The sequence below is a fragment of the Vreelandella nigrificans genome (assembly GCF_002374315.1).
Lineage (GTDB): Bacteria > Pseudomonadota > Gammaproteobacteria > Pseudomonadales > Halomonadaceae > Vreelandella > Vreelandella nigrificans.
This window is the reverse complement of sequence record NZ_NWUX01000064.1, coordinates 1-1,097: the sequence shown is the minus strand read 5'-3', so window position 1 is coordinate 1,097 and position 1,097 is coordinate 1. Positions and strand designations below refer to the sequence as shown.

Genomic DNA, 1,097 nt, shown 5'->3' with positions numbered 1-1,097 from the left:
GTGTCGCCTTCGCGGGCATCGCCGCCTACCGTGCCCGTGACGGTGATGGTCTGGGTGGCTTCTTCGCCGTTGATCACATCGTCACCAGCGATGGTGTCGATGGTGATCGTCGCAGTGGCGTCCAGGTTGACGCCGTAGTCACGGTCAGCCTCGGCGCGGTAGTCGTTACCCGCCTCGTCGGTACCGGTGACTTCCGCCGTGATGCTGTCGTTATCGGCCAGCAGCGATCCTGGGACATCGATGGCATAGACCAGGTTACCGGCGCTGTCGGTGGTGACTTGGCCTGTGAAGGTCTCGTCACCCACGGTCAGGGAGACGGTGTCACCTTCACGAGCATCGCCGCCTACTGTGCCAGTCACGGTGATGGTCTGGGTGGCTTCTTCACCGTTGATCACGTCGTCACCGGCGATGGTGTCGATGGTGATGGTGGCAGTGGCGTCCAGGTTGACGCCGTAGTCACGGTCGGCTTCGGCGCGGTAGTCGTTACCCGCCTCGTCGGTACCGGTGACTTCGGCAGTAACACTGTTGTTGTCCGCTAACAGAGAGCCGGGCACATCGATGGCGTAAGTCAGGTCTTCCGCCACGGTACCGGTGAAGGTCTCACCACCCACGGTCAAGGTGACAGTGTCGCCTTCGCGAGCGTCGCCACCTACTGTGCCAGTCACGGTGATGGTCTGGGTGGCTTCTTCGCCGTTGATCACATCGTCACCGGCAATGGTGTCGATGGTGATCGTCGCAGTGGCGTCCAGGTTGACACCGTAGTCACGGTCAGCCTCGGCGCGGTAGTCGTTACCCGCCTCGTCGCTACCGGTGACTTCGGCAGTAACACTGTTGTTGTCCGCTAACAGCGAGCCTGGGACATCGATGGCGTAAGTCAGATCTGCACCGACTAGGCCAGTGAAGGTCTCGTCGCCCACGGTCAGGGTGACAGTGTCACCTTCGCGAGCATCGCCACCTACCGTGCCCGTGACGGTGATGGTCTGGGTGGCTTCTTCGCCGTTGATCACATCGTCACCAGCAATGGTGTCGATGGTGATCGTCGCAGTGGCGTCCAGGTTGACACCGTAGTCACGGTCAGCCTCGGCGCGGTAGTCGTT

1 protein-coding gene is annotated in these 1,097 nt (G+C 61.6%); it reads right to left on the bottom strand.

The features are described 5' to 3' along the window. Window positions 1-1,097, bottom strand: a 1,097-nt coding sequence (locus tag CPA45_RS22465; protein ID WP_133066821.1) for an Ig-like domain-containing protein, incomplete at both ends; no start/stop codon positions are given.